This window comes from Arthrobacter ramosus, assembly GCF_039535095.1.
Taxonomy (GTDB): Bacteria; Actinomycetota; Actinomycetes; order Actinomycetales; family Micrococcaceae; genus Arthrobacter; species Arthrobacter ramosus.
The window spans coordinates 3,493,250-3,515,528 of record NZ_BAAAWN010000001.1; the positions used below are offsets into that span (position 1 = coordinate 3,493,250).

A 22,279-nucleotide genomic window follows, 5' to 3' on the forward strand; every position below is an offset into this window, starting at 1 on the left:
TCAATTAGTCAGCGGACGAACGATCAGGGTACTTGTTAACCACTGAATGAGTGTGCACGGGGCCCCGCCGCTAGGCCTTGACCGGGTGGAACTTCTGCTGGGCGGCAAGCAAACCTTCAGTCACCAATACCTCGACAGCATCCGCCGCTTCATCCAGGAGGAATGGAAGCTCTTTCTTCTCGGAAGCTCCAAAATCCCTGAGGACATAATCCGCGGTGTCCATCCTCCCGGGTGGCCTGCCGACTCCCACGCGAACCCGCAAGTAATCCTTTGTAGCCAAAGCCTTGGAAATATCCCGCAGGCCGTTGTGCCCGCCCTCCCCGCCGCCGATCTTCAATTTAACGGTATTGAAGGGAATATCAATCTCGTCGTGGACGGCAATCACGTGATCCGGAGCGATGTCGAAGAACCTGGCCAGGCCGGAAACGGGTCCCCCGGAAACATTCATATAGCTCATCGGTTTCGCCAGTACTACGCGAGGCCCCCCGATTCCGAGCCTGCCCTCGACCACCTGGGCCCGGGCCTTGTGGGCTTTGAAGCTTCCGCCCATGCGCGAGGCAAGTTCATCCAGGACCATTTGGCCGACGTTGTGGCGGTTGTGGCTGTATTCAGCGCCGGGATTGCCAAGGCCTACGATCAGCCAGGTGTCTGTCATGGAGTCATCCTAGGGAATCAAGAGGGTGGAATGAAAAAGAAGTGGCCGGGCCCCCTCGGGGACCCGGCCACTCGCAAAGGCGTATGCCTCGACTAGTCAGGGAGACTACTCAGCGGCAGGAGCTGCCTCTTCCTCGGCTTCCGTAGTGGCCTCCGAGATGTGGATGACGAGCGTCTCCGGATCGGTAAGCAGTTCCGAGCCCGTCGGCAGGACGATGTCCGAAGCGTGGACGTGCTCGCCCGCCTTGCGGCCTTCGATGCTGATTTCGACGAAGGTCGGCAGGTGCGTAGCCTCGGCTTCGAGGGAAACCGTGGTGGCTTCCTGGTTGGCGACTGCGCCAATGGCAGCTTCACCGATAACGTGGACGGCCACGTCAACGGTAACCTTTTCGCCCTTGCGGACGGTCAGGAGGTCGATGTGCTCGATGATCTGCTTGATCGGGTCGCGCTGGATGTCCTTCACCAGGGCCAAGTGCTCTTCGCCGTTGACGTCAAGGGCCAACAGTGCGTTGGAGACGCGGACGGCCAGGGTAGTGGCACGGCCCGGCAGGTTGATGTGGAGGGGCTCCGCGCCGTGACCGTAGATGACGGCCGGGATCTGGCCGGCTGCACGGGCGCGGCGGGCGAAACCCTTGCCGAATTCGGTGCGCAGTTCTGCTGCGAGCTTCTGCTCAGACATGTGTACTCCTTGATTACTGTGGCGCCGGTAAATTGCCGGCAAGTCGATCAGCAAGGGCGGAGGTCTGTGGTGACCTTCCACGCCCGGCGGATTGCCAGCCGCTGAGCAGCAGCTTCAGTCCGCCTTCGTTGAAGGAGATTCAGACCCAGTCGATAACGGAGACCCGCAGTCCGGTTTTAACCCGGATGTGCTCTCCCTCGCCAAGGTATCCCCAAGAGTTTAGCAGCCGCGTCCCGCCAAAGGGAAAACGGCCCTGGTCCGGGGACTAGGCGTTGCCGTCGAAGAGGCTGGTGACGGAACCGTCGTCGAATACTTCGCGGATGGCGCGCGCAATCAAGGGTGCGATCGAGAGCACCGTGAGCTGCGGGAAGCGCTTGTCGGCCGGAATCGGCAGGGTGTTGGTGACGACCACCTCGCGGGCACCGGAATCGGCCAGGCGCTGTGCCGCCGGCTCGGAGAACACGGCGTGGGTGCACGCGATGATGACGTCCTTGGCACCGGCGTTCTTGAGGACCTGGACAGCGCCGGAGATGGTTCCACCGGTGTCGATCATGTCGTCGATCAGGACGCAGGTGCGGCCTTCGATCTGCCCGACGACGGTCTTCGAGACAGCCTGGTTCGGCACCGTGAGGTCGCGGCTCTTGTGGACGAACGCCAACGGCGCGCCGCCCAGGCGCTCGGCCCACTGTTCCGCAACGCGGACACGGCCGGTGTCCGGCGAGACAACGGTGATGTTGTCCGCTTCGACCCTGGTGCGGATGTAGTCGGCAAGCAGCGGAATGGCCATGAGGTGATCCACGGGGCCGTCGAAGAACCCCTGGATCTGGGACGTGTGCAGGTCTACGGACATGATGCGGTCCGCGCCGGCAGTCTTGTAGAGGTCTGCCACCAAACGGGCGGAGATCGGCTCGCGGCCGCGGCCCTTCTTGTCCTGCCGGGCGTACGGGTAGAACGGCGAAACAACCGTGATCCGCTTCGCGGAGGCGCGCTTCAGGGAATCGATCATGATCAACTGCTCCATGAGCCAGTTGTTCAGCGGGGCCGGGTGCGCCTGGATGACGAAGGCGTCGGTCCCACGGACGCTCTCCGCTGAGCGCACATAGATCTCCCCGTTCGCGAAGTCGTAAGCGTCGATAGGCAGGAGTTCGGTTTCCAACTCCTTGGCGATTTCCTGCGCCAGCTCGGGGTGCGCCCGTCCGGCGGCGAGAACTAGTTTCTTCTCGCCGTGTGCGGTAATTTCGCTCATGCCTGTGTGCCCTCTTCTGTGGTTGCTGGAGTTCTTGAGGAATCGGGGGTGGCAGTAGAGCCATGCGCGGCTTGCGCAGCCTGTGCCAGCTGGGCCGAGTTGCTGCCCTGCCGGTTGGCGATGACCCAGCCCTCGGCGTTTCGCTGGGGAGCAACACTCAGGGTGAGGGCTCCGGCGGGAACGTCTTTCCGGATGATGGCACCGGCGCCGCTGTACGCGCCGTCGCCAATCGTTACGGGGGCCACGAAGACGGTGTTGGAACCGGTCCGTACGCCGGAGCCGATCACCGTGCGGTGCTTCTTCTCGCCGTCGTAGTTGGCCGTGATGTTGCCGCAGCCGATGTTGGTGTCCTCGCCGATCTCGGCGTCGCCGGCATAGCCGAGGTGGGACAGCTTCGAACCGCGGCCGATCGTCACGTTCTTGGTTTCGTAGAAGGCGCCGATCTTGCCGGTCTCCCCAAGGACAGTGCCGGGGCGCAGGTAGGTGAACGGACCCACGCTCGATCCGGCGCCGATGGTGGATCCCGAGCCGTGGGTGCGGGTCACCTTCGCGCCTTCGCCCACCGAAACGTCGGTGAGGGTCGTGTCGGGGCCGACGACGGCGTCGCGCGCCACGGTGGTGGTGCCGTGGAGCTGTGTGTTGGGCAGGAGGCGGACGTCTTCGTCCAAGGTGACGGTGGAATCGATCCACGTGGTGGCCGGGTCAACGACCGTGACGCCGGCACGCATCCAGGCTTCAACGATGCGGCGGTTGTGCTCGGCTCCCAGCGCGGCCAGCTGGACGCGGTCGTTTGCACCTTCCACCTGCCAACGGTCCTCGGTGACGACGGCGGAAACCCGGCCTCCGGCGTCGCGCGCCAGTTCGAGGACGTCAGTGAGGTACTTTTCGCATTGGATATTCTCGGTGGTCACTTTGCGCAACTGCTCGCGAAGCACTTTTGCGTCAAAAGCGTAGATGCCGGAGTTGACCTCGCGGATGGAGCGCTCAGCGTCGCTGGCGTCCTTGTGTTCGCGTATGCCCAGCACGGTGCCGTCCTCGGCACGAAGGATGCGGCCATAACCATTGGCGTCGTCGAGGACCGCGGTCAGGACCGTCACCGCGTTGCCCTCGGATTCATGCGTGGCAACAAGCTCGGAGAGAAGGGAACCGGTCAGCAAAGGCACATCGCCATATGTGACCACCACGGTGCCGCTGAGTTCGGCCTTCGCGTCCAAGGCGTCAAGCGCTACTTCCACCGCGCGTCCGGTTCCCGGAACATCGTCCTGGTCCACGATGACGGCGTCGGGATCGATCAGTCCAATGTGCGCGGCGACGAGGTCCCGTTCGTGGCGGACCACCAAGGCCAGCTGCTGGGGATCGATGGAACGCGCCGCGAGGATGGCGTGCGCCACCATGGAGCGTCCGCCGATTTCGTGAAGGATTTTGGGAGTCCGCGACTTCATCCGCGTACCGGCTCCGGCAGCTAGGACAATTACAGCGGCGGGGCCAGTAGTATCGGGGCTCACGAAGTCGCTCTCCTTGCTCGGTTACGTCCGGGCGAACCCGGCTGCGGCATCTGCTCTATCCTACTCTTGCCGATTCACAGCCTTCCGCGCAGCCAGTGGACAGCTTCGGGAGAGACGGTGCCTTCAGAGGCGGTGCCGGCAGACCACCGACAAGTTCCGCCCATAGGATTCGAACCTATACTCCACGGCTCCAAAGGCCGGGGTGCTGCCATTACACCAGAGCGGACCGTGCGCACGTGGCCCTTGCGGACGCAGGGTCCGCCGGGTTCCCGATTGACCGGGTCGCACACACAAGAATCTAGTCTGCCATGACCATTGCGGTGTTCGCGACTTGGTGCATTCCTGAGTCCTTTTCAGCGGTACTGACGGGCCCTCCCGAGGCCGCTTCACGCTTGACATGAGGCATGATGGATGCGTGAGCAACAGCACAGGACTTCCCCGGCAATCGACGGGTTCCAGGGTGATCAACCATGCACCCGCAGCCCAGGTTGCCCGTGCCCGGATGACAGGCTCCCAGCGCCGCTCCCAGCTCATCGAAATAGGCCGGGGCCTCTTCGCCGCCCGCGGCCTTGACGCCACAACCATCGACGAAATCGCAGCCGCCGCAGGCGTGTCCAAGCCCGTGATTTACGAGCACTTCGGGTCAAAGGAAGGCCTCTACACGCAGGTTGTGGAGTTCGAATTCCGGATCCTGCTCGACGCCATCAACGAGTCCCTCGCCGCCGAAGCCAAACCACGCGTCCTCGTTGAACAGGCGGCCCTTGCCTTGCTTGGCTACATCGAAGAGCGGAGCGACGGCTTCCGGATCCTCATGCGCGATGCCCCGCCCTCCCAACCCGAAGGCGCCTTCTCCACCCTGCTCTCCCACGTGGCGGATCGCGTGGAAAACCTGCTCGCCGACGAATTCTCCCGGCGCGGATTCAGCGCAGCCGACGGAGCCATGTACGCCCAAATGCTGGTAGGCATGGTGGCCATGACCGGCCAATGGTGGTTGGACCACCGCGAGCCCGACAAGCGCGCAGTAGCCGCCCACCTGGTCAACCTCGCATGGAACGGCCTGACGGGCCTGCAAAAAGAACCGGAACTGCGGAGCGAGGTCTAGGGCGTCTGGTTGGCTTGTACCCCTGGTCACCTCCGCGGTGCAGCGGCCCTTCGCCGTCGCCCTTGGTCGCGTCCGCCGTCACCTTCGCGCGTTTCCTTGGTAGCCCACGCGGCGCAACGGCCCTTCGCCGTCGCCCTTGGTCGCGTCCGCCGTCACCTTCGCGCGTTTCCTTGGTAGCCCACGCGGCGCAACGGCCCTTCGCCGTCGCTTAGACACAGCGCATAAGGGGCCTTCCGGTCGCAGAGCGACCTCCAAACCCCGATGCGCCGCGATGCGCTCCTACCCGAAGGCCCGCAGCACCGCTCTTGCCAACGTTCCGTTTGGGATCACCCCGATGTGCGCTTCGTTGCTCCGTCCGACGCCCATGTGTCCCGCCGACACGCAAAATTCCTGTCGACGCCCGTATCCGCGCGTCGTATTCCTCTTTCCGTGTCATAGGCACATTCGGGCGTCGAAACCCGCCCCCGATCCACCAAGCAACCGCTTCTGACCCCCGCCCCGACTTCCGACGCCGACGAGCGGGCCGACACGCAAAATTCCTGTCGACGCCCGTATCCGCGCGTCGTATTCCTCTTTCCGTGTCATAGGCACATTCGGGCGTCGAAACCCGCCCATTCCCCAAGCAACCGCCGTCCGACCCGCGCCCCGACTTCCGACGCCGACGAGCCCGTCGACTCGCAAAATCCCTATCGACACCCGAATCCGCGCGTCGGATTCCTCGATGTGCGTCGCAGGCACATTCGGGTGTCGAGAAGCGCCCGCGACTCACCAAGCAACGGCTTCCGACCCGCGCCCCGATTTCCGACGCCCATGTGTCCCGTCGACTCGCAAAATCCCTATCGACACCCGAATCCGCGCATCGGATTCCCTTTTCCGAGTCGCCAGCACATTTGGGTGTAGATTCGGACCCCGTCCCCATCTCACGTCTGGCGGACGACGCCGGCAGTCCGCCGCCCCTTAACCGCCGGACGGCGGTTCTTCGGAAAGGAGCGCATCGCGACGCAACGGGCTAGGAGCTCGCTCAGCGAGCGAGTAGCCCCTTTGCGTTGTGTCTAAGCGACGCCGAAGGACCGTTGTCCGGCCCCGGCACCCAAGGTGACCGCGGGAATCCGCGACGTCCCAGCCCGCCTACTCCCCCAGGATCTCCGCCGCCTCGAGCCATTCGAGCTCCAGGCCTTCTTTTTCTTCGAGGAGCTCCTGGAGCTTGGTGTTCAGTTCGCCGAGGCCGTCGAAGTCGCCGGATTGGGACTTGGCCGCCATTTGGACGTGGAGCTTCTCTTCTTGTTGCGCGATCTTGCCCAGCTGCCTGTCGATCCTGTTCAGGTCTTTACGGGCTTCACGCTTCTCCGCTTCGCTCGGCCCGGAAACGGCGGCACTCGAGCCGCTTGCCGCCGTCGGCCTGGCGCTTCCGCTCGACGCGCCGCCGGTCACCGCACCGCTCGCCAACGCGGCTTCGCGCAATTCCAGGTACTGGTCCACGCCGCCCGGAAGCCCGCGCAGCTTGCCGTCGCCCAGGAGCGCCATTTGGGAATCCGTGACGCGTTCCAGCAGGTAGCGGTCGTGGCTGACCACGACGAGCGTGCCGGGCCAGCCGTCCAGGACGTCTTCGACGGCGGCCAGGGTGTCGGTATCGAGGTCGTTGGTGGGTTCGTCGAGCATCAGGACGTTCGGTTCGCCCACCAGCAGGCGCAGGAGTTGCAGGCGGCGCCGCTCACCGCCGGAAAGGTCTGAAACCGGAGTCCACTGCTTTTCCTTCGTGAACCCGAGCTGCTCTACGAGCTGCCCGGCCGAGAACTCCTTGCCACCTACACTGAAGGAGCGCTTTTCGCGTTCGATAACCTCGATCACGCGAAGGTCGGATACGTCGTCGATCTCCTTGACGTCCTGGCTGAGCACCGCGGTGACAACGGTCTTGCCGCGCTTGACCTTTCCGGAACTCGGCGTGATCTCGCCGTTGAGGAGCCTCAGCAGCGTGGACTTCCCGGCGCCGTTGACGCCCACAAGCCCAAGCCGCTGCCCCGGCGCCAAGCGCAAGGTCACGTTGTCGAAGAGCTTCCGGCCGGCGTCGTCACCCTTGAAGTCCAGGGAGACGCCTTCAAGGTCCAGCACGTCCTTGCCGAGCCGGGCGGTTGCCATCTTGCTCAGGGCCACCGAGTCGCGCGGATCAGGAACGTCGGCGATCAGCTCGTTGGCGGCTTCGATGCGGAACTTGGGCTTCGACGTGCGCGCCGGAGCGCCCCTGCGCAGCCACGCCAGTTCCTTCTTGACCAGTTGTTGCCGTTTGCTTTCGACGACGGATGCGGAGCGGTCGCGCTCGGCGCGGGCCAACACGTAGGCTGCGTAGCCGCCGTCGAACGGGTCCACCATGGCGTCGTGCACTTCCCATGTCCGGTTGCAGACTTCGTCCAGGAACCAACGGTCGTGGGTTACCACAAGGAACGCGCCCTGGTTGGCCCGCCAGCGGGTCTTCAAGTGCCGGGAGAGCCAGGCGACCCCTTCCACATCGAGGTGGTTGGTGGGCTCGTCGAGCATGATCACGTCGTGGTCCTCGATGAGGAGCTTGGCCAAGGCGACCCTGCGCTTTTGTCCGCCGGAGAGGGCATGCACGTTGGCGTGCCAATCGACGTCGGCCACGAGGCCGCCCATGATCTCCCGGATTTTGGGGTTCGCGGCCCATTCGTGGTCGGCTTGGTCACCGACGATCGCGGCCCCCACCGTGAGGTCGCCGTCAAGCACGTCGGACTGGTCGAGGTAGCCGACATTGACGTCGCCGCGTTTGGTCACGCGGCCGGAGTCGGGAGTCGAGCGCAATGCCAGCAAGCGCATCAGGGTGGATTTACCGTCACCGTTGCGTCCGACCATGCCGATCCTGTCGCCGTCCTCCAAACCAAGGGTTACGCCGTCGAGGATAGTGCGGGTTGCGAACGAAACGGTGAGGTTTTCACCGCCGAGCAGGTGGGCCACTGGGTACTACTTTCTGGTGTGAATAGTCAGGAAAATCGCTACAGGCGACTTGTCAAAGGAGGGTATCGGAGATGATCCGGGCACCGGGAACCGGGCCGTGCACAGCAAGGGCATTATGTCCCAGGTGCCGGAGGTCCTCGGCGAGTCCCTCGGCCGCCCGGGGGTTGTGTGCGAGCAGAGCCACGGTGGGGCCGGAGCCGGAAACAATCCCGGCAAGGGCGCCGTTCGACTCCCCGATCCCAATGGTGTCCCGCAATTGCGGAGCCAGCTTGATCGAGGCGCGCTGGAGGTCGTTGATAAGGACTTTGCTCAGGGCGTCGGGATTCCCGTCGCGCAGGGCCTGCAGGATCTTGGCGTCGACCTCGAGCGGTTCAGGGATGTCGAGTCCCTCGGTGTTCCGAAGCCTGTCCAAGGTGTGGAAAACCTCGGGTGTGGAGAGTCCGTAGTCGGCGCAGACCAAGACCCAGTCCATCTGCGCTTTCGCGAGGGCGGGTGAGAGTTCGTCGCCGACGCCAAGCCCGACGGCGGTGCCTCCGAGGAGCGAGAACGGCACGTCCGCGCCCAACTCAGCTGCAAGGTGGGCCAGTTCTTCGCGTGACAAACCACTGTTCCAGAGCGCATCGCAGGCCAGGAGCGTTGCCGCGGCGTCGGCAGAGCCGCCGCCCATGCCTCCGGCAACGGGGACGCGCTTGGTGATTTCCAAGTGCACGCCCGTGGGGTTCTCCGAGACATCCCTCATGATGGCGGCGGCCTTGTAGGCCAGGTTCCGCTCGTCCAGGGGGATGTCCACGCCGTCGAGGTCCAAAGTGCTTGAGGGACCGATACTGACCGTGATCCCGGGCCCCTCAGTGCTCGTGGCAGCTACTTCCTCGTACAGGGACACCGCGAGATACACGCTGGCCACCGAGTGGTAGCCGTCGGGCCGCAAGGGACCGACGTTGAGGGAAACGTTCACCTTGCCGGGTGCCCGGACGCGTACGGTCCGTGCGACGAAGCGCCCGCGGTTCACACCGCTGATTGCCGGATTCATGCGTCCAGGGGGTGGCGGGCCTCGGCGATCCGGACAAACGCGTTGATATCGAGCACCTCTCCGCGGGCCGTCGGATCAACGCCTGCAGCCACGATGAAACGTTCGGCCTCCGCCGCGCTCCCGGCCCAAGTTGCCAGGGCCGCGCGGAGCGTTTTGCGGCGCTGGGCAAATGCGGCGTCGATGACCGCGAAGACCTGTTCGCGCGTGGCGTGCGTTGCGGGCGGTGCGCCGCGCGTGAAGGACACGAGCCCGGAGTGGATCTTGGGCGCCGGCCAGAAGACGTTCATGCCGATCACGCCGGCCTTGCGCATGTGGCCGTACCACGCGGCCTTGACCGAGGGGACTCCGTAGATCTTGGAGCCGGGACCCGCGGCCAGCCGGTCCGCCACTTCGTCCTGGACCATGACCAGCCCGTGTTGCAGGCTCGGGAAATGTTGGAGCAGATGCAGGACCACGGGAACCGCCACGTTGTATGGCAGGTTGGCCACGAGGGCCGTGGGCTGTACTGGAAGTTCCGTGATCTTCATGGCGTCCGAGAGGACGAGATGGAAATCGTCCACGGCCTCCGGGCGCCACGTGCGCACCGTGTCCGGCAACTTGCCGGCCAGTACGGGATCGATTTCGACGGCGACAACTGTTCTGGCGGCGTCGAGCAAGCCGAGCGTCAACGAACCCAGCCCCGGCCCGACCTCCAGCACGGTTTCCTCGGGATCGATACCGGCGGCGGAAACGATCCTGCGGATCGTGTTGCCGTCGATGACGAAGTTCTGGCCCAGGGTCTTTGTCGGGCGGACACCGATTTCCTCGGCGAGCCGTCGGATGTCCGCAGCTCCCAGAAGGGGTGCGACGGCGGCGGGTTCGGAATTCGGTTCAGTCACCTAGGTATCGTATCGTCTGACCGACTGGCGGGAGCGCCCGCCCGCCGTTTTCACCGCGCGAAAAGGCCGGGCCCGAAGATTCCGGACCCGGCCAATTTCGTTTTGCCTAGCTGGAGGCTGCCCAGCCACAGCCCCACGGTCCGAGGCCACGCTGTGCGTAGACGCGGTTGGCGATGTCGATCTGCTGGGCCTTGCTGGCGGCGGCGGCGTTGGGAGCGTAAGCGCCACCGCCTGAACCGATCCAGGTCTGGATGTCGAACTGCAGGCCGCCGTAGTAACCGTTGCCGGTGTTGATGGCCCAGTTCCCGCCGGACTCACACTGTGCGACCTTGTCCCACATTGCCTCGTTTGGCGCGCCAGTGGGTCCGGAAGCCGCGGGGGCAGGCTTGGGGCGTTCCTTGGTTCCGACCGTCACCTTCGCGGAGACCGGCTTGACGGTGACGTCAGAAGAGACCAAAGTCCGCGAAGCTTCACGACCATCCACCAGGACGAGCTTGAACGTCTTGCTGAGCAGTCCAAGGACCCCTTCCTGGGTTACCGTCTTCTGGTCGCTGAACTGGGTGGCGTCTTCCGTGGTGACCGTGTCGAACGGGACGTTCTCCGTCTCGGTGGCGGTCTTGCTGGTGTCCACCCGGGAAACCTTGATGACCATGTTCTGGACAACGGGAGCCGAGTTGGGCTGCGAAACCCGGTCGTTGGCGCCGAGCGAGACGCCGGCATCGCTGAGGACGGTTCCCACGTCGGCCGCCGTCGTGGTCTTTGAAGAGCTCTGACCGTCCACGATCAGGCTGATCGTCTTGGGGGTCAGGATCGAAACATAGGATCCGGAGACGGCCAGCTGCGTGTCTTTGGGCTGGGAGACAGCCGATGCGCTCGCGACGCCGAGTTCGGAGACGAGTCCTTCGACGTTCGGGGCCGTGGTGTTGACCGTCCGCTGGGCGCCATCAAGGCTGACGGTGACGGCCTTGGCCAGGTTGACGTTGATGATGGAGCCGTTCTGCACCGAGGCGTCCAAGGCCGGGGAGACCCGGTCTTCAGCCTTCAGATCAACCTTGGCTGCCTTGACCACCTGGTCAACGGTGTTGCCGAAGGTCTGGACGGAACTCACTTTGCCGTCGACGTTGAGGGTGACTGATTTGTTGTTGCCGGTAAAAGCAACGACTCCCAGTACCAGTGCCAAAAGCACCAGCAGCTGCGCACCTACCTTGACGAAACTGAACTTGCCGCCCGTGGTGAAGAACTTGACCATGTTTGCCCGTAACTTTTGGACCATCCGGGCACGGGGAAAAGCGCACAGGGGCCTCCTGCCGCGGTCCCGGATGCAGGCCGAAGCATGCATGAGGACTGCAGCGGAGTTGTGCGCCGCCACACTCAATTCAACTGAAAACACCAATTGCGAACGGAGTTAGTTGTCCGAAGGCCTTCCCCGACCCCGGCTACTGGTTACCCACTGTAACCGAAGCGTTATAAAGTGACCAAGATTTTTACATACTGGGTATGTAATGCGGATTCTGCTCAGTCCCAGGATCCGTAGGTCGCGACGGTGTTTCGAGCCAGCTGCGAGCACAGCGTGGAAAGCTCTGTTCCGGTCACATCAGCCATGGAACGGACGGTGTACGGCACCATGTAGCTCGCGTTCGGACGGCCCCGGTAGGGGTGCGGTGTGAGGAACGGGGAATCGGTTTCGACGAGCACCAGGTCCGGATCCGCGATGGCCAGCGCGTCCCTCAGATTTGTTGCGTTCTTGAACGTCATGGTGCCCGCAAAGGACATATACCAGCCGTTCGTGTTACAGATTCGCGCCAGTTCTTCATCGCCCGAGAAGCAATGGAATACCACCCGCTCCGGGGCCCCCTCCTCCCGGAGAACCTGGACGACGTCGTCATGGGCGTCACGGTCGTGGATCTGGAGGGTGAGGTCCAGCCTCTTCGCAATATCGATGTGACGGCGGAACGAATGGCGCTGGTGCACCAGTCCGTCGCCGCGGGTGCGGAAGAAATCAAGCCCGGTCTCGCCGATCGCACGGACCCTCGGGTGGGCCGCCAGCTCTTCGATTTCCGCGAGCGCCGATTCCAGCTCTCCGCGGCCCGCGTAAGCAGGGGCATCGTTGGGGTGGATGGCGACAGCTCCGAGGAGCCGCCGGTCCGCGTCTAGCGCCTGGACCGTGAACCGCGATGACTCAAGGTCGCAACCTACCTGCACCGCGCCCTGGACACCTACGGCCTCGGCCGCGTCCAAAGCATCCGCCACCGCGACTTCGAGCAGGCCGTGCCGGAAGTCGAGGTGCGTGTGGTTGTCCATTACGGGGACCGGCAGGGGCTCGGGAGCCGGCGGGTATTCCTTGCTGGAATCGCCGGTTTCGGGCGCGCGGTAGGAAGCCGGTGGGAGGGAATTGCACATGAATCCACCCTATCTTTCTCTGCTGATGCCTTCCTGATCACTCCTCCGGAAGCTACCTCTGTCTGCGGCGGGCCTAGGCTGGGTAGTCTGGTACAAAAGGCGGTATATCCCGGCCAGGGCAACGCGGCCCGGCTGAGGTTCTGTCATGGCTGAGGGGATTGTCCATGGACTCAAAGCGACACGGCACCGTTGATGAACAATTGCTGCCGGACGAGGCCGTGGTTGCCTTGCCACCTGAGCGCGAGTCCCTCAATGGGCACAAGCCGACAGTCATGGATCCTGAGCAATTCCACGCTGCCAGCGAGAAGATCCTGGCGGCCATCAACAAAGTCATCGACGGCAAAGCCGAGGCCGCCAAACTTGCCCTCACCGTGCTCCTCGCCCAAGGCCACCTGCTAGTGGAGGACGTGCCGGGTGTCGGCAAGACGCTGCTCGCCAAGACCCTCGCCCGCACCATCGATTGCAAGGTCAGCCGTATCCAGTTCACCCCGGACCTGCTTCCTTCTGACGTCACGGGCGTCTCCATCTACAATCAGTCCTCGCGGCAGTTCGAGTTCCGGATGGGTGCGGTGTTCGCCAACATCGTGATCGGAGACGAAATCAATCGCGCCTCCGCCAAGACGCAGTCCGCCCTCCTCGAATGCATGGAGGAACATCAAGTGACGGTGGACGGCCATTCGTACCAGCTGGGCGAGCCGTTCATGGTTGTCGCGACGCAGAATCCCATCGAGATGGAAGGAACGTATCCGCTGCCGGAGGCGCAGCGGGACCGTTTCATGGCCCGCATCTCGATGGGCTACCCGGACAAGCTCTCCGAGATCGAGATGCTCGAGACGCATCAGGCGGTCTCACCCCTCGCCAAAGTCACACCGGTGGTCACTTCCGCGGACGTCGCCGCGATGATCGCCACGGTGCAGCAGGTCTACGTTTCCCAATCGGTCAAGGAATATACGGTTGCCTTGGGCCGGGCCACCCGGGACAGCGCCCGCCTGCGCCTCGGAGCCAGCCCGCGCTCCCTGCTGCAACTACTGCGGGCGGCCAAAGCGACCGCTGCCCTTGACGGAAGGGATTTCGTCCTTCCCGACGACGTCATTTCCGTATCCGAGTCCGTCCTGGCACACCGCATCATCCTTGACCGCAAGGCCGCGAGTTCCGGTGATACTCCGCAGAGCATCATCCGGGCCATCCTGGCCTCCCTCCCGGTAAGCCAAGACGCTGGCGCGGAACGCCGCGGCAGCTAGGAGAGCGAAGGAGGGCGCAGGCATGGCGCTGATCGATCTACTTCCGAAGCATCTGTTCACTACCCGCGGTTGGGGCTTGCTTGCCAGCGGTGCGGGTTCCATGCTGCTTGCCCAGATCATGGGCAGGCGGGACCTGCTGGCCCTCGGGATCCTGCTGGTGGTGCTGCCACTGGTATCGCTTGCCGGCGTCCGTATCCTCAAACCGCGCTTCCAGGTGTTCCGCGAATTCCACCCCTCCTCCGTGGAGACCTCGTCCACGGCCACGGTGCGCTTGGCAGTGGCACGGACTGGGGCGGCCGCCGGGCCCGTGATCATGGAGGAGCAGTTGCCGCCGCGCTTCGGCGAACCCCCGGCCTTTCGCTTTCCTGCCCGTGCCGCTTCCGGCGGCACCAGCCGCTATGAATACCATTTGCGCTCCGGCAAGCGCGGCCAGTTCAGGATCGGTCCGGTCACGGCCGAATTCTGCGATCCCTTCGGCTTGTCGCTGCACCGGCACGAGATCGACGACGGCGACATCCTCACCGTGACGCCTGCCGCCGTCGAACTCCCCGCCACCGGCCTCGCCGGCGCACGCGGAAACGACGGCGTGACGGCCACCCGGATCCGCGCCAATCCCAGCGACGACGACGTGATGACCCGCGAATACCGGCACGGCGACCCCATGCGACGCGTCCACTGGGCCGCGACGGCGCGGCACGGCGAACTCATGGTGCGGCAGGAGGAATCCGTCACCACGCCGGAGGCGACCATCATCATGGACCAGCGCTATTCCGCTTTCGTATCGGGCTCGGCCGCGGTCTTCGGCCCTGCCCACGAGGACGCTTTTGAACTGGTGAGCAGCGATAACTTCGAATGGGTCGTGACGGCAGCGATGTCGATCAGTGCCCATCTTGCCGATCGCAACTATTCGCTGCGTTTCCTCGATGCTGCAGGACACCCCGCATTCCGCGCATCCCGCTCCGCCCCATATCCCGAAACCGAGGAATTCAGCGGTTTGGGAGGCCTGCAATCCATTGCCGAAAGCCTCGCAGCCATCCAGCTCAGCGGCCCACGGCACGTCCACGGCGAGCGCGGCCGTAAAGAAGCGGCCGTCGTCGAGGGTGCCGAGGCGCCCTTCGACGACCACCTGATGGACAAGCTGGCGGCACACCGCCTGCGTGGCCCCGTTCTCGCGCTGCTCGGCAACATGCCGCTCTCCGAGGCCCGCGCGTTGGCGCCGGCGGCCGGCTACGGGGCCAACGCTTTTGCCCTCGTGGTTACCGACCACCCGCACCATGTCCAGCCCGTCATCGAGGCCTTGAAGCTGGGCGGCTGGCGTGCCGTCGCCGTGAGTTCGAGAACGGACCTTCCCGCGGCATGGGCCGGGTTCGATCAAGGAGAGATCCTCGCAGCTGCTGCCGCAGCGATGGATGTCCGCCGTGGCGCGGCGGTGCCGCGATGACCACTACCTCCAGGAACAGCCCTCCCGGACGGTCCCAGGGCCCGGAGGAGGCAGGGACAAGTGACCCCTCGTCCCGTGGTTCAGGAAGGGCCCGTGGTCCGGGGTGGGCCCGTGGTCCGGGGTGGGCCCGTGGTTCAGGAAGGGCGCCCCGCCCGCGAACGCCAGGACCCGGAGCCTACCCTTGGGCAATGTCGGCGGCCATCGCTTTCGCCGTACTCGGAGCCTCGCTCTCGCTCAACGGGGTTTTCAGGGGTTGGGCCTGGCTGGTTCCCGCCATCACCACGGTGTTTGTCGTCGGACTGACGCTGGCTGCGCTTCGAGCCTTGAGGGTCCACCCGGTGCTCACCACTTTGGGCGGCTTGCTGGGCTTGGTGTTCATCCTCGACTTCACGTTCTTCCGGCCGGAAAGCATCGCCGGCTTCATTCCTTCCGGCGCGACCCTTGACACGCTGGGCCAATTCCTCAAACGGGCCGGCGAAACGGTCGTATCGGAGACAGCACCCGTCTCCCCGAACGCCGGAATAGTGTTCGTCGCCTGCGCGGGCCTGGGCTTGTTTACTGTCCTCATCGATGCCCTGGCGGTCCCGCTCGGAATGCCTGCGACAAGTGGCTTGGGCCTGCTGGTTGTCCTCGTGTTCCCGGCGACGATCAAGCCGCAAGGCGGCGGGCTGCCCGGATTCCTCGCCGCCGCCGTCGGCTTCATCCTGATCCTGGGTTGCAGCCAGTGGTTCGCCCCGGACTCGCGGCTGCAGACGGACAACGCCCACGGCACGGGGCAGCTCAAACGGTCCATGGTGATCGGTGGCGTGGCCTTGGTGCTGGGGCTCCTGTTGCCGTTGGCGGTTCCGGGCTTCGAGCGCGGGACGTTTCCGGTCGGTTCGCGGCTGAATCCCTGGGGCGTCTCCAACGGCCTGAACCCCATGATCACGCTCGGCAACAGCCTGCGGAATCCAACCGGCGACGGCAGCATCACCTATGCCACGAGTTCCACGGCACCGGTGTACTTGCGCTCCGTCACCATTGACAAGTTCGACGGCGATACCTGGGCACCGGACGACCGCGAAGCCTCCCGGCGCATTGGACCGGGACGCATGGCGCCGGACTACCCGCTCCCCTCCGAGCTGGTGCGCCAAGTGACAGTGATCGATACCGGGCAATTCACCAGTCCGTACCTGCCGGTCCCCTATGCCCCGACAGCCGTCAACGGTCTGAGCGGACGCTGGTCATGGGATCCCGCAACGCTCAGCATCCGTGGCGAGGACGGCACCACGAGGAACCAGCAGTACACGGTGTATTCGGCGCTGCCGGCCCTGACGTCCGCAACGCTGAGCCAAGACAACGCCAAGCCCACCTCCATCTCGCAGGATTTCATCCAGCTGCCAAGCAATGTCCCGGACATTGTGAAGAACACCGCCAAGGCAGTGACGGCCGGCGCCAACGGCAACTACGCCAAGGCGATGGCGATCCAGGACTATCTGCGCTCGTCCCAGTTCAGCTACTCCCTGCAGGCTCCGGTCCAGGGCGGCTATGACGGCAACGGCATGTCCGTGCTGGCCGATTTCCTGCAGCAGAAGAGCGGCTATTGCGTGCACTTCGCCTCTGCGATGGCCGTCATGGCGCGGCTGGACGGAATCCCGAGCCGAATCGCAGTGGGCTATGCGCCGGGCCACGCCACAGGCGCTACAGTTGCCGTGGCAGGACAGGAACCCCTTCCGGAGTACCAGGTGGATGCCCGCGATGCCCACGCCTGGCCCGAGCTCTATTTCGAGGGAGTCGGTTGGGTCGCCTTCGAACCAACCCCTTCCCGCGGCGTCGTCCCGCCCTATGCGAGCGAGCCTGTCGCACCGGGCGGCCCGAGCACCAACCTGCACGACGAGAACCTGACCCCGGGTTCCTCGACTCCCGCGCCGAGCACCGCCGCCGTACCGCCGCTTGCGGGTCCGGGGGTTGGATCGGGCACAGCCACCGGCTCCGCGACCGTTCTTTATGCCACCGCCGCCGCGCTCCTTTTGGCGGTGTTGGCCGCCTCCCCGCGGCTGGTCCGCTCCGGCATCCGGGCGCGGCGCCTGAGGCCATCACGGGCCAATCAGATCGGCTCGGGGGGTGCGGCCGGTCCGGCCCCGCCCCGGGATGGTCCGGTTCTGGCATGGGCTGAGCTTCAGGACCTCGCCACGGATTACGGTATACCGCCCGTGCCCAGCGAAACGCCGCGGCACTTCGCGGCCCGGTTGAGCAACTCGGCTGCGCTCGGAGCCCCGGCGGCGGCAGCGTCGCCGTCGGGAGCCGCCGACGACGCCGGGCAGCACGCGCTTGCATCGCTCACCGGCGACTTCGAACGGCAGCGTTACGGTCCCCCGGCCGCCGTCGCGGCTAACACTGCAGCGGAACAAGCGAACACGGCCGCGGTCCGGATCGCGGCAGTCCGTGCCGCGTTCCGGCGCAATGCCTCCTGGTTCGCGGTTTTTCGTGCGGATTGGTTCCCGCCGTCGTTGATGTCCAGGTGGTTCCAGCTCTTGTGGTCACCTTTCCGCCGGCTGGGTCGCATTTCCGCGGCAGCAGCACGCCGGGCCGCAGCATCCGTGCAGAGACTGTTCGAAGCCATCCGCTGGCGGCGATGACCCAACTGACTGGCATTAGATGTCGTTCTGGGCGCCGAAAACGACATTAACTGCGAGCTACTTGGGGTTGGAACGCCAAAGGCAGGGCACCGGAACCCAAAGGTCCAGTGCCCTGCCTTCACTCAACGGCAGTTCCCCGTTGCGAGAGGTCCGCCGAAGTTCTACTAGTCGGCGTAGGGATCCGCGATGCCGACGTACTGCGTGGTGAGGTATTCCTCGATGCCTTCGAAACCGCCTTCACGGCCCAGGCCGGACTGCTTCACGCCGCCGAAAGGTGCTGCGGCGTTGGAGATGACGCCGGCGTTGAGGCCAAGCATGCCGGTCTCGATTCTTTCGCTGACGCGCAGTCCCCGGTTCAGGTCCTTGGTGTAGACGTAGGCGACCAGGCCGTATTCGGTGTTGTTGGCCAGCTTGATGGCTTCGTCTTCGCTCTTGAAGGTGATGATCGGGGCCACCGGTCCGAAGATTTCTTCCTTCAGGATGCGGGCGTCCGCGGACACGTTCTTGAGCACGGTGGGCTGGTAGAAGTAGCCCGGGCCGTCAACCGGGGCACCGCCGGTGACGGCGATCGCGCCGTTGGCAACGGCGTCGGACACGAGGGCATGCACGCCGTTGCGGGCCTTGCCATCGATCAACGGGCCGACCGTGGAGTCCGGCTCGGTACCGCGCGCAGTGTTCAGAGCCGAGATCTTGGCAGCGAACTTATCGGCGAAGGCATCAGCGATGGAGTCATGCACAATGAAGCGGTTGGCTGCGGTGCAGGCCTCGCCCATGTTGCGCATCTTGGCCGCGACTGCGCCTTCGACGGCCTTGTCCAGGTCGGCGTCCTCGAAGACCACGAACGGTGCGTTGCCGCCGAGTTCCATGGAGCTGCGCAGGACCTTGTCCGCGGCTTCGCGCATGAGGGACTGCCCGACGGCGGTGGAACCCGTGAAGGAGATCTTGCGCAGGCGGTCGTCCTTGATGAGGGGCCCGGTGACCGCGCCTGCCGTGGAGGTCTGGATGACGTTGAGCACGCCTGCAGGGAGGCCGGCTTCCTGCATGACCTGTGCGAAGAGCAGGCTGGTCAGCGGGGTCAGGTTGGCGGGTTTGAGCACCATGGTGCAGCCGGCGGCAACCGCCGGGGCAATCTTGCGGGTAGCCATCGCCAGCGGGAAGTTCCACGGAGTGATCAGCAGGCAGGGACCAACCGGCTTCTTCTGGACCAGGATGCGGTTCTTGCCGTCCGGGGCGGCGGAGTAGCGGCCGCTGACGCGGACGGCTTCCTCGGAGAACCAGCGCAGGAACTCGGCCCCATAAGCTACTTCGCCGCGGGCTTCAGCCAAGGGCTTGCCCATTTCAAGGGTCATGAGCAGCGCGAAGTCTTCGGCGCGTGCCGTGACCAGCTCGAACGCGCGGCGCAGGATTTCACCACGCTCGCGGGGAGCGGTACGGGCCCAGGAAGCCTGGGCGGCGGCAGCAGCATCCAGCGCCGCGGCGCCGTCCTCTGCTCCGGCGTCGGAGATGCTGATGAGCACCTTGCCCGTGGCGGGATCCTCGACGTCGAACGTCTTGCCGGATGCCGCAGGCAGCCACTGGCCGTTGATGAGCAGCCCCGTGGGAACGGAGGCGAGAAGTTCGCTTTCGCGATCGGCGGTAACAGTCACAGTGACTCCTTCGTCAGTCGGCGCAGCTTGTAGAGATGCACCAACACTTGATTTTTGTGGAATTACTGTCACGGTACTGCCCGCCGCGAAGCAGTGTCTACGCCTTCGCGCACTGCCGCGGGAGCAAGAGTTTGTGCAGTTGCACAGCCTCCGGTTGGAGCGGAAGCTACCGCGCCGCGAGCACTGCCCTAACGCGCTGCGAGCACTGCGGAGTACAGCTCGCGCTTGCTGATGCGGGCCTCCTCGGCTACTGCGGCCACCGCTTCCTTGAGCCTGATGCCCTTGGCAATGAGTTCATTGACCGCGGCAACATGGTCTTCAGGCTTGCCCGGCGCCTGTTCGGGGGCGCCGGCCACGACGACGGCAATCTCGCCGCGGACCTCGTTGTTTTCCGCCCACTCGAGCAGTTCCCGGACGGTTCCCCGGATGACTTCCTCGTAGGTCTTCGTCAATTCACGGCACACGGCGATGCGGCGGTCCGAACCGAACCGCTCGTGAAGGGCACGGAGCATGGGCTCGAGCCTGTGCGGTGCCTCGAAGAACACCATGGTCCGGCGTTCGTTGCCGAGGTCCGCAAGCCGGGAGCTGCGTTCGCCGGCCTTGCGGGGAAGGAATCCCTCGAAGCAGAACCGGTCCGTGGGCAGCCCCGATAGCGCGAGGGCCGTCAACACGGCGGACGGGCCAGGGAAGGCGGTGACGAAGAGCCCTGCTGCCACGGCTCCCTCCACGAGGCGGAAGCCGGGGTCGGACACTGCGGGCATGCCGGCGTCGCTCACCATGATGATGGTCTTGCCCGCCCGGACGTGATCCAGCAGTTCCTCGGTCTTGGCAGCCTCGTTGTGCTCGTGGTAGCTGATGACCCGGCCGGACACGGTGATGCCGAGCGACTGGACCAGCCGGTGCAGGCGACGGGTGTCCTCTGCGGCGACGATGTCGGCCGTCTGCAGCAACTCGATGAGCCGGCTCGAGGCATCGCCGACGTTGCCGATGGGAGTCGCAGCCAGCACGATCCGGCCCACGCCGTCGGGCAGGGCGGGCAGCGCCTGCACTTCAAGAGGCTCCGCCTCGGCCTCAAGGGACTCCGCCGAGTCAGGAAGGGTGGTTTCATCCGGGGAGCTCAGCTGTTCAGTCACCCAACAAGCCTAATGCCCCGGCTCCCGCTTTCAGGGAGCTACCGGAGGCAAAAGGTAGCATGGGCTGAGTGACCGATACCTCCGTGCGCCCCGCCCCGCAAACCTGGTTGATACGGCCCCGGGAGGCTTTCACAGCCGAGGCCCTGCGGACGCGGCTCATTGGCAGCATCCAAAGCTGGCGGGACTATCCGCCGTCGTTGAGGCTGTGGTTCTGGCTGATCCCCACCATTACTGCCGTGATCGGCGGGATCCTGCGTTTCGTCCGCCTCGATGCGCCGCACAGCCTCGTCTTCGACGAGACCTACTACGTCAAGGACGCCTACTCGCTCCTGGTCAGCGGATACGAGCGAAGCTGGCCGGACAAGGCCAACGATGCCTTCAATGCAGGCAATCCCAACGTCCTGCTCAACTCCCCCGAGTACGTGGTACATCCCCCGGTAGGGAAATGGATGATCGCCTTCGGGATGTGGCTCTTCGGCTCGGACAATTCCTTCGGCTGGAGGTTTTCCGCGGCCCTGACGGGGACCCTCTCCATCGCCTTGATCGCCCTGATCGCCCTGAAGCTGTTCCGTTCCCACATCCTGGGCGCTGCCGCGGGTCTGCTCCTCGCCGTCGACGGCCACCACTTGGTCATGTCGCGGACGTCCCTGCTGGACATCTTCCTGATGTTTTGGCTGCTCGCAGCCTTTGGCGCCCTGCTGATGGATCGCGACGACGGACGGCGACGGCTGGCGGCACGGCTTGCCGCGCTGGCAGGCGCCTCGAAGGACGGCCGCCCGACGCCGTTGCACCTCGCCTCGGGCCCGTGGCTCGGATTCCGGTGGTGGCGGCTGGCGGCCGGTGTTTGCCTCGGCCTGGCGGTCGGCACCAAGTGGTCGGCACTGTTCTTCGTGGTTGCTTTCGGCCTGTTGACCGTGTTCTGGGACATGAGCGCGCGGCGTATTGCGGGCATCCGGAGCTGGCCCAGCGCCGGGATCATCAAGGACGGCATTCCGGCGTTCTTCACCATGATCCCCGTGGCCGGAGCTGTGTACCTGTCTACATGGACCGGCTGGTTCCTTTCCAAGGACGCCTACTACCGGCACTGGGCGGATACGAATCCCTCCGACGCGTGGGGATGGATTCCTGGGCCGCTGCGCTCCCTGGCGTACTACCATATGGAGGCTTACAACTTCCATCAGGGCCTCAGCTCGCCGCACCCCTATTCGGCGAGTCCGTGGACCTGGCTCGTCATGGGGCGGCCGACGTCGTTCTACTATGAGTCCCCCAAGCAGGGAACCTCCGGCTGCGATCTGCCCAACTGCACTTCGGCGATCCTGTCCGTCGGCAACCCGGTGATCTGGTGGGGTGCCACGATTGCACTTTTCGTGGTGCTGTTCTGGTGGGCGGGACGGCGCGACTGGCGGGCCGGGGCCATCCTGGCCGGCGTCGCTGCGGGGTATTTGCCGTGGTTCATGTATCCGGAGCGCACCATGTTCTACTTCTACGCGCTTTCCTTCGAGCCCTTCCTCGTGCTGGCTCTCGTCTATGGATTGGGACTGGTGCTCGGCAGGAGCGGGGCTCCTCCGTGGCGCCGCCGCTCCGGCCTGTACCTGGTCGGCCTTGTGGTGGTCCTTGCGGTGCTGGTGTCGGCGTTCTTCTATCCGGTATGGACGGCAGAAGTTATCAGCTACCAGGACTGGCGGATGCGTATGTGGATGCCGTCCTGGATCTAAGGGCCTGCCCGGAAGGTCGGGACGGCA

At 64.9% G+C, this 22,279-nt stretch carries 16 protein-coding genes and 1 tRNA gene; 5 read left to right on the forward strand and 12 right to left on the reverse strand.

Annotated features, from left to right (window positions below; translation table 11 throughout):
- Positions 1-70 precede the first annotated feature (70 nt).
- The 5 genes from pth to ABD742_RS16120 all read right to left on the reverse strand — a co-directional run bounded on the left by pth (position 71) and on the right by ABD742_RS16120 (position 4,310).
- Positions 71-655: an aminoacyl-tRNA hydrolase gene (gene pth / locus ABD742_RS16100; RefSeq protein ID WP_234750862.1), complete on the reverse strand. Its 585-nt coding sequence runs from the start codon at positions 653-655 to the stop codon at positions 71-73.
- Between the two features lie 105 nt (positions 656-760).
- Positions 761-1,333, reverse strand: coding sequence for a 50S ribosomal protein L25/general stress protein Ctc (locus ABD742_RS16105; RefSeq protein WP_234750863.1), 573 nt, complete (start codon positions 1,331-1,333; stop codon positions 761-763).
- A gap of 265 nt (positions 1,334-1,598) precedes the next feature.
- Positions 1,599-2,579: a ribose-phosphate diphosphokinase gene (locus ABD742_RS16110; RefSeq protein ID WP_028266439.1), complete on the reverse strand. Its 981-nt coding sequence runs from the start codon at positions 2,577-2,579 to the stop codon at positions 1,599-1,601.
- Positions 2,576-4,084: a bifunctional UDP-N-acetylglucosamine diphosphorylase/glucosamine-1-phosphate N-acetyltransferase GlmU gene (gene glmU / locus ABD742_RS16115; RefSeq protein ID WP_234750864.1), complete on the reverse strand. Its 1,509-nt coding sequence runs from the start codon at positions 4,082-4,084 to the stop codon at positions 2,576-2,578. The genes ABD742_RS16110 and glmU overlap by 4 nt, the downstream gene beginning before the upstream one ends.
- Positions 4,085-4,238: 154 nt before the next feature.
- Positions 4,239-4,310: transfer RNA gene (locus ABD742_RS16120), tRNA-Gln, on the reverse strand.
- Between the two features lie 276 nt (positions 4,311-4,586).
- Between ABD742_RS16120 and ABD742_RS16125 the strand changes: the two genes are divergently transcribed.
- Positions 4,587-5,186 (forward strand): TetR/AcrR family transcriptional regulator, encoded by a 600-nt coding sequence (locus tag ABD742_RS16125; protein ID WP_234751058.1) that lies wholly within the window; start codon positions 4,587-4,589, stop codon positions 5,184-5,186.
- A 1,128-nt stretch (positions 5,187-6,314) separates the two neighbouring features.
- Here ABD742_RS16125 and ABD742_RS16130 read toward each other — a convergent pair.
- The 5 genes from ABD742_RS16130 to ABD742_RS16150 form a co-directional block, all read right to left on the reverse strand.
- Entirely contained in the window at positions 6,315-8,150 is a 1,836-nt protein-coding gene (locus ABD742_RS16130; protein ID WP_234750865.1) for an ABC-F family ATP-binding cassette domain-containing protein, read from the reverse strand.
- 52 nt (positions 8,151-8,202) lie between these two features.
- Complete coding sequence (locus ABD742_RS16135) at positions 8,203-9,180, reverse strand: 4-(cytidine 5'-diphospho)-2-C-methyl-D-erythritol kinase (protein ID WP_234750866.1); 978 nt, start codon at positions 9,178-9,180, stop codon at positions 8,203-8,205.
- Positions 9,177-10,058 (reverse strand): 16S rRNA (adenine(1518)-N(6)/adenine(1519)-N(6))-dimethyltransferase RsmA, encoded by an 882-nt coding sequence (gene rsmA / locus ABD742_RS16140; RefSeq protein WP_234750867.1) that lies wholly within the window; start codon positions 10,056-10,058, stop codon positions 9,177-9,179. Before rsmA ends, ABD742_RS16135 begins: the two co-directional genes overlap by 4 nt.
- A 106-nt stretch (positions 10,059-10,164) precedes the next feature.
- Positions 10,165-11,307: a resuscitation-promoting factor gene (locus ABD742_RS16145; protein WP_234750868.1), complete on the reverse strand. Its 1,143-nt coding sequence runs from the start codon at positions 11,305-11,307 to the stop codon at positions 10,165-10,167.
- Positions 11,308-11,573: 266 nt separating this feature from the next.
- Positions 11,574-12,458: a TatD family hydrolase gene (locus ABD742_RS16150; RefSeq protein ID WP_234750869.1), complete on the reverse strand. Its 885-nt coding sequence runs from the start codon at positions 12,456-12,458 to the stop codon at positions 11,574-11,576.
- Between the two features lie 164 nt (positions 12,459-12,622).
- Here ABD742_RS16150 and ABD742_RS16155 point away from each other — a divergent pair, with 164 nt between their 5' ends.
- From ABD742_RS16155 to ABD742_RS16165, 3 genes are all read left to right on the forward strand, one after another.
- Complete coding sequence (locus tag ABD742_RS16155) at positions 12,623-13,699, forward strand: AAA family ATPase (protein ID WP_234750870.1); 1,077 nt, start codon at positions 12,623-12,625, stop codon at positions 13,697-13,699.
- 22 nt (positions 13,700-13,721) lie between these two features.
- Positions 13,722-15,140 (forward strand): DUF58 domain-containing protein, encoded by a 1,419-nt coding sequence (locus ABD742_RS16160; protein ID WP_234750871.1) that lies wholly within the window; start codon positions 13,722-13,724, stop codon positions 15,138-15,140.
- 188 nt (positions 15,141-15,328) lie between these two features.
- Entirely contained in the window at positions 15,329-17,758 is a 2,430-nt protein-coding gene (locus tag ABD742_RS16165) for a transglutaminase TgpA family protein (RefSeq protein WP_308193839.1), read from the forward strand.
- A 164-nt stretch (positions 17,759-17,922) separates the two neighbouring features.
- On the opposite strand, the gene ABD742_RS16170 is transcribed toward ABD742_RS16165, so the two are convergent.
- Together ABD742_RS16170 and rsmI are read right to left on the reverse strand one after the other, a co-directional pair.
- Positions 17,923-19,404, reverse strand: coding sequence for an NAD-dependent succinate-semialdehyde dehydrogenase (locus tag ABD742_RS16170; RefSeq protein WP_234750872.1), 1,482 nt, complete (start codon positions 19,402-19,404; stop codon positions 17,923-17,925).
- Positions 19,405-19,592: 188 nt separating this feature from the next.
- Positions 19,593-20,453 (reverse strand): 16S rRNA (cytidine(1402)-2'-O)-methyltransferase, encoded by an 861-nt coding sequence (rsmI, locus tag ABD742_RS16175; protein ID WP_234751059.1) that lies wholly within the window; start codon positions 20,451-20,453, stop codon positions 19,593-19,595.
- 152 nt (positions 20,454-20,605) lie between these two features.
- On the opposite strand from rsmI, the gene ABD742_RS16180 reads away from it, so the two are divergent.
- Positions 20,606-22,252 (forward strand): dolichyl-phosphate-mannose--protein mannosyltransferase, encoded by a 1,647-nt coding sequence (locus ABD742_RS16180; protein ID WP_234750873.1) that lies wholly within the window; start codon positions 20,606-20,608, stop codon positions 22,250-22,252.
- Positions 22,253-22,279: the final 27 nt, after the last annotated feature.